The sequence below is a fragment of the Frankia tisae genome, assembly GCF_025403405.1.
Lineage (GTDB): Bacteria > Actinomycetota > Actinomycetes > Frankiales > Frankiaceae > Frankia > Frankia tisai.
Window position 1 is genome coordinate 1 of the sequence record NZ_JANEZT010000396.1, and the last position, 5,822, is coordinate 5,822.

The 5,822-nt window shown below is 70.6% G+C and carries 4 protein-coding genes and 1 pseudogene; all 5 read right to left on the reverse strand.

Annotated elements, in window-relative coordinates; translation table 11 throughout:
- A pseudogene (locus NBZ85_RS26470) lies at positions 1-87 on the reverse strand (CoA transferase); the annotation flags it as partial.
- A 201-nt stretch (positions 88-288) separates the two neighbouring features.
- Positions 289-1,998 carry a galactose oxidase-like domain-containing protein gene (locus tag NBZ85_RS26475; RefSeq protein ID WP_261555316.1) on the reverse strand — a complete coding sequence of 570 codons (1,710 nt, stop codon included), beginning with the start codon at positions 1,996-1,998 and terminating at the stop codon, positions 289-291.
- Positions 1,998-4,433, reverse strand: a complete 2,436-nt coding sequence (locus tag NBZ85_RS26480) for a glycosyltransferase family 2 protein (RefSeq protein ID WP_261562809.1) — start codon at positions 4,431-4,433, stop codon at positions 1,998-2,000. Before NBZ85_RS26480 ends, NBZ85_RS26475 begins: the two co-directional genes overlap by 1 nt.
- Positions 4,423-5,067 carry a hypothetical protein gene (locus NBZ85_RS26485; protein WP_261555321.1) on the reverse strand — a complete coding sequence of 215 codons (645 nt, stop codon included), beginning with the start codon at positions 5,065-5,067 and terminating at the stop codon, positions 4,423-4,425. The genes NBZ85_RS26480 and NBZ85_RS26485 overlap by 11 nt, the downstream gene beginning before the upstream one ends.
- Positions 5,068-5,455: 388 nt before the next feature.
- A partial coding sequence (locus NBZ85_RS26490; protein WP_261562810.1) for a sulfite exporter TauE/SafE family protein occupies positions 5,456-5,822 on the reverse strand: 367 nt, incomplete at its 5' end.

Below are 5,822 nucleotides of genomic sequence, written 5' to 3' on the forward strand. Positions count from 1 at the left end.
GTCCGGGCCGAGGCCGAGGCGTTCGGTGACGCCGGGGCGGAAGCCCTCGATCAGCACGTCGGCGCCGGCGATCAGGTCCAGCACGCCGTCGCGGGCCGCACCCGACCAGCGCCACGACCAGCGCCACGACCGCTGCGAGAACGGCGGCGACCCCGCGGGGACGGCCGCAGGCGCGCGGGTACCTGGACGTCGGCACGAAGGCACTCCTCTCGACGGTGGCCTCGCCGACTCTGGTGTGGGGTGGCCGCCGCGGGAGACCCACTCCCCTACCGGCCGCGGCGGCAGCCGTCAGGGGGTCACGTGCACCCAGGTCGCGACCGACGGCACGTTCCCACCGTTGTCGACGAAGAGCATGTACCAGTCACCCGGCAGTACGTTCGGATTGTCCGGCACGCTCACGGTGACCGTACCGTCCGCCTGTTCGGTGATCGGCAACGCCACCGATCGTTGTTCGGTATCGGTCACATGGGTGTACGCGCCGGGCCGCATCAGTCGGACTTTGCCGATCTTCTGCGAGGTACGCAGGGTGATCGTGGTGCCTCGGGTGATCGTGTCCGGGGCGCTGCGGATCACCGGGCGTTCTCCGGCGTAGAGGTAGGGCGGCGAGTAGACCTCGACGCGGGTGTCGAAGGTGTTGTCGTCGCTGAGCGGGTTGGAGCCGAACACCGCGACCCGGCCGTCGGGCAACAGCAGGTACTCGGAGTGGTAGTCGCGGCCGACGTGCGGGTCGGCCACCGGGCGGAACGTCTTCGTCGCCGGATCGTAGATCTCGGCGGTGAGGGTGTCCTTCGCCCGGTAGCGCTGCGACCCGCCGGAGACCAGCATGGTGTCGTCGGGGAGCAGCACCGCGCCCGGGTACCGCTTCGGCGTGCGCAGGTCGGGGCCGCGCTGCCAGGCGGGCTGCGGCTTGGACAGGTCGACGATGGCGGTCCGGTCGGTCGTCACCTGGGTGTCACCGACGCCGCCGCCGCCGATGAACATCACCTTCTGGTCCTGCGCCGGGGCGAGCAGCACGGTGCCGGCCGTCTCGTTGACCTCGGGCAGCGGCAGCCCGGGGACAGCCTGGAACTGATTGTTCGTCAGGTTCCACAGCCCCGACTGGCGGGCCTCCAGCGACGCCGGGCCATAACCGGCGTTGGCCCCGGAGAAGAACAGCCGGCCGTCCGCGGCGAGCAGCAGCGACGGATAGGTCGGAAACTCCTTGCGCAGCTCGGGATGCTCGATCCAGGCCGCGCTCGTGCCGTCGTAGGACTCGGTGTTGCCCGGGTCGATGTCGCCGTTCTCGTTGAGTCCGGAGACGGCGACGACGGCCCCGTTCGCGAGCGTGACCAGCGTCGGGTACCAGCGGGCGTGCTGCAGGAACCCGGTCTTGACGTACCGCTGGCTGATCGGATCGAACAGGTAGGAGTCCTTCAGCCCCTCGTATTCCTTTTTCTTGCCGTCGGGGGCGTCCTGGGCCAGTACCTCGTAGGCCTTCGTCCCACCGGCGATGAGCAGGTCGCCGTTGGGCAGGAACGCGTGGCCGGCGCAGAAAACGTCCCATGGCGTGTAGATCTTCTGGAAGCTGTTCGCCGTCGGATCCCACAGGACGGTCTCGAACCGCTTGGCGTCGAAGTTGTTCTTGTCGTTACCGGAGCCGGCCATCAGCAGGACCTTGCCGGTGCGCAGCAGCGCGGCGTGGATCGAGCGCGAGCCGCTGTCCGCGACGATGTCCCACCGCCCGTTGTCACGCACGTACCCGGGCTGGTGGGAGCGCCAGTCGTCGTAGCGGTCGGACGCCCAGGAGTCCATGTACGGGAAGTTGCCGGCGATGACGACGAGCACGATGATCGTCGCCTGCAGGAGCCGCCGACGCCGCCGGGAGGCCGTCGGCGCGGCGGCGACGGGGGCCATCCGCGGGTCGTCGAGCGGCCGCGGTCCGCCCGGCGCGGGCAGGTCGGAGACGGTCCGCGGGTCGGGATCCGGCGACGGGCCGGATCGCCGGGGACGGTCGGCCATCAGCGCAGCTCCTCAAGCGTGCCGTCAAGGGTGATACGGCGGCGGCGCGGGGTGAGCCTCATCGTGACGTCCTCGACGTAGGCGGGCAGCTCACCTGCGGCGGACACCCCGGCCAGATCCTTGTCGCGCCGAGTCAGAACGGTCTCCTGCTCGGAGTACGCCGGCTCGTCGTCGGCATAGGCGGGCAGGTCAGCCGGCAGCTCACTCGCCCGGCGCTCTCGGCGCCGCTCGCGCCCGTCCGCAGGCCGGTCGTGATCCCGCGACGGCTGCCCCTCGGGAGCGGGCAGCGTGCGCGTGATGACGGTGTCCTGATCGACGCCGCCGAGGCGAGCGCCACCGCTGCCACCCTCGGCGGCGGCACCGGCACCGGCACCGGCACCGGCCGCCACCCGGGCCGCGGCGGCGGCCGCCGCGGGGGCGGACAGCAGGATGGTGGGACCGTCCACGCCCGTGAGATCACCCGCCCGGCTGGCTGACTTCGCCGACGCGGCGGCCGGAACCTTCGGCCCGACGATCGTCATGGTCTTGTCACCGACGCCCGGCGTGCCGGCGCCAGCCAGCTTCGCTGGGATCGGCACATGCTCCGTGGCCGGGTCGGCGAGCACCCCGACGACGGCGGCCGGCACCTCCTCGGTGACCGGGTCGAGGGCCGACGGGTACCCGGCCGCGGCCGCGCGGACGGGTGCGGACCTGGCCGACCCGGCGGTCTGCGGCGCGCGGCGCGGCGCCGGCACGTGCGCGGCGGGCAGCGGGTTCGGCGCCGTCGCGCGCCGCGGTGCCAGGATCGGTTCGAGGCGCCACAGCCCGATCGGCAGCAGGCAGGTCACCAACGACAGCGAGACCCAGATCATGTTCGCCGGATACAGATGGCCGAGGGCGGCGGCGGCGGCGATCGACCCCGCCGACCAGACGGCCCAGAACAGGTGTTTGCGGAACGTCAACAGCCGGTCGGGACTCGCCTGATCGCCCTTCGGCGTCACCACGAAGCCGAGCTTGCGCCGGAAAATCGCCCCGACGAACGCCGTCGAGTAGAACGGCGTGCACAGCACCGACACGAAGATGCCGGACATCCCGGCGCTGCCCGCCTCCTCGTGCGGGCTGGTGTTGAACCGGCGCAGCCAGAAGTAGAGCAGCAGCCGGGCGGCGAACACGTCGATGTAGAGCGCCAGCCACGCCGAGACGTGCACGACCACCCCGGTGGAGCCGAGCGCCATGTAGGTCGTGGTGAGGATCATGCCGAGGATCCAGGTCAGGGCGACCGTCGGGTAGTGGAGCATGAGCGTGGCGTAGTGCAGCCGCGGGCCCCAGGCGAGCTTGCGCATCCGACCGGCGGCCTCGGTGACGAGGACCTCGTTGGCGCCGCGTGCCCACCGCAGCTGCTGGCTGAAGAAGTCCGTCCAGGTGGCCGGGCCCTCGCCGACGGCGATGACGTCCGGGGTGTAGACCGACGTCCAGCGGTGGTTCGTCTGCGGGTTGCGAGCGCCGTGCACGGCGAAGGACGTCGCGAGATCCTCGGTGATCGAGTCCTGGAAGCCGCCGATCTGCCGCCAGGTCTCGACCCGGTAGGCGTGGTTCGTGCCGACGAACATTCCCGACGCGAACCGGTTCGCGGCCCGCTGGACGACCGAATGAAACATGTAGTTCTGTGCCTCGGCACCGCGGGTCAGGTAATGGCGAAAGTTTCCGTAAACCTGCGGGCCGACGACGAAAGCGACGTTCGGATCCCGGAAATAGCCGAGCATGCGTTCCGCGAAGTTCGGCAGCGGAATATGGTCCGGGTCGACGGAGAGCACCACATCGTAGGTGTCGCCATGCGCGTCGAGCCACGAGTTGTGGTTACCGTGCTTGGTCTTGGCCCGGAACCGGCCGCGGCCGGTGTTCCAGCGTTCCACGCCCTTGCGGGAGAAGTGGTTGACCCCGGTCTCGGCGCACATCGCGCGCACCGCCGGGTCGTCGCCCTCGTCGAGCAGCCAGACGTCGATCGTCGCGTCATGGCGAATGTTGCGGGCCGCGATGAGGGTGTCCCGTACGACGTCGATGGGCTCCTTCGCCGGCACGATCGTCGTCGTGAAGGCGACCCGCAGACCCTTCGGCGGCCGGACGGGTACCGGATTGCGCATGATGTACGCCGACCAGCACAGGGTGATCGAGTTCAGCAGGCGGATACCCTCTGTCACCACAATCAGCCAGAACATCACGGCGTTGCCGACCTGAACGGCGGTCGGCAGGTACTTCGCATGCGGGTAGTGCTGCGGCTGGATCAGCCACACAAAGAACAGCGACGACACGCCCACGGTGGCGATGAGCTGCGGCAACACCTGGTGGAGCGCACGCCCGACCATGACCTTGCGGTAGGCGACGTGGTACTCCCCGCGGGCGGGGGGTTCCTGGAGCGGTCCGGCAAGCGTCGAAAACGACGCGTAGTCATAGGCCATGATCGACCCCTCGTTCCGCGGCACCGCTGCCGCCCTGGATCCCGCCGGCCGTCGAGGCACGGGTCTCGCCCGCGGCCCGGCGGGTGAGCAGCAGCCAGCCCACAGCCGCCACAACCACCACAATTCCGGCCAGCGCCGCGACCCACAGGCCCGCGCCGGCGCTGCCCGCCGCGACCGGTTCGTCGGTCTGGAAAGTACCGATGCGCAGCCGGCCGATCTTGTGTACCAGCGGATCGGCGGCGTCCAGCCGGCTCAGCGCGAGACCCGCGACCCCGGCACCCAACGCGGCCAGCAGCGCGCCGAGCTCAGCCCGGCCGCTTCGGTGCGCCAGCAGGCAGATCAGGGCCGTGAGCAGGCCACACGCAACCACCAGCGGCCCGGTCGGACGCAACTGCCAGCCAGATCTGGTCACCACGAGCAGCGCCGCACCGCGGTCCGACAGCGTCGCGCGCGCCCACGTGCGCGGCACGGCGACCGCCGCGGTCAGGCCGGCCAGCGCGCACAGCGCCAGCGCCCGGTCCGACCAGCGAGCGACCCCGGCCGACGCTCGAGCGGGAACCGGGTCGCTCACCCGCGGCGCCCCGGCCCGCGGCCCGCCGGGCCGCCCACCTGCAATCGGTTCATCGTCGAGCACGAAACCCCTCCCGGCGGACCGCCCAGGCGAGTCGGCGCATGGGCCGACCGCACCGGCGTGCCGCGATACCGCGCCACCCCCTGGCGCGACAGGACCCACCAACCCGCACGGACGCCTGGCAGTAGCCCCGCTGATAGACGCTCAGCGGCGCGATAATGTTGCGCCATCCGCACAGGATTACCGTTACGTGAGCGTTCCTCGGGAACGCTGTGTACACAGATTATGCGGAGGCTCCGAATACCGCTCCGCCGGGCCCGGGCCGTCCGGCTGCCATTGTGACAGTGACGTGAGAGTTATTCGGGGAACGGGCTGGCGAGATTAATCGAGACGGGAGGAGGCGTTGTCCGGCTGGTTGTCCCGCGGAGAGATGGTGTCTGTGTGCCGCCGGTCAGTTACGGACGATGAGCACGATCGCCACGGTAACCCCGAGCGTGATTACTGCCGTGCGCAGGAGAGCCGGGCTCAGCCGCCGGGCGATCCGGGCGCCGAGCAGGCCGCCGAGCAACGAGGCGACGACGAGGATGCCCGCGTATCCCCAGGCGACCTTGGCGGTGACCAGGAACACGGCGACACCCAGGGCGTTCACGCCGAAGGCGAGCAGCGTCTTGAGCGCGTTGGTCCGTTGGAGGTCGTCGACGAGCAGGATGCCCAACACTCCGAGCAGCAGCACGCCGAGCCCTGCGCCGAAGTAGGAGCCGTACACGCCGGCGACGAAGATCCCGATCCGGGTGGGCCAGGTGACCCCGTTCCCCGAC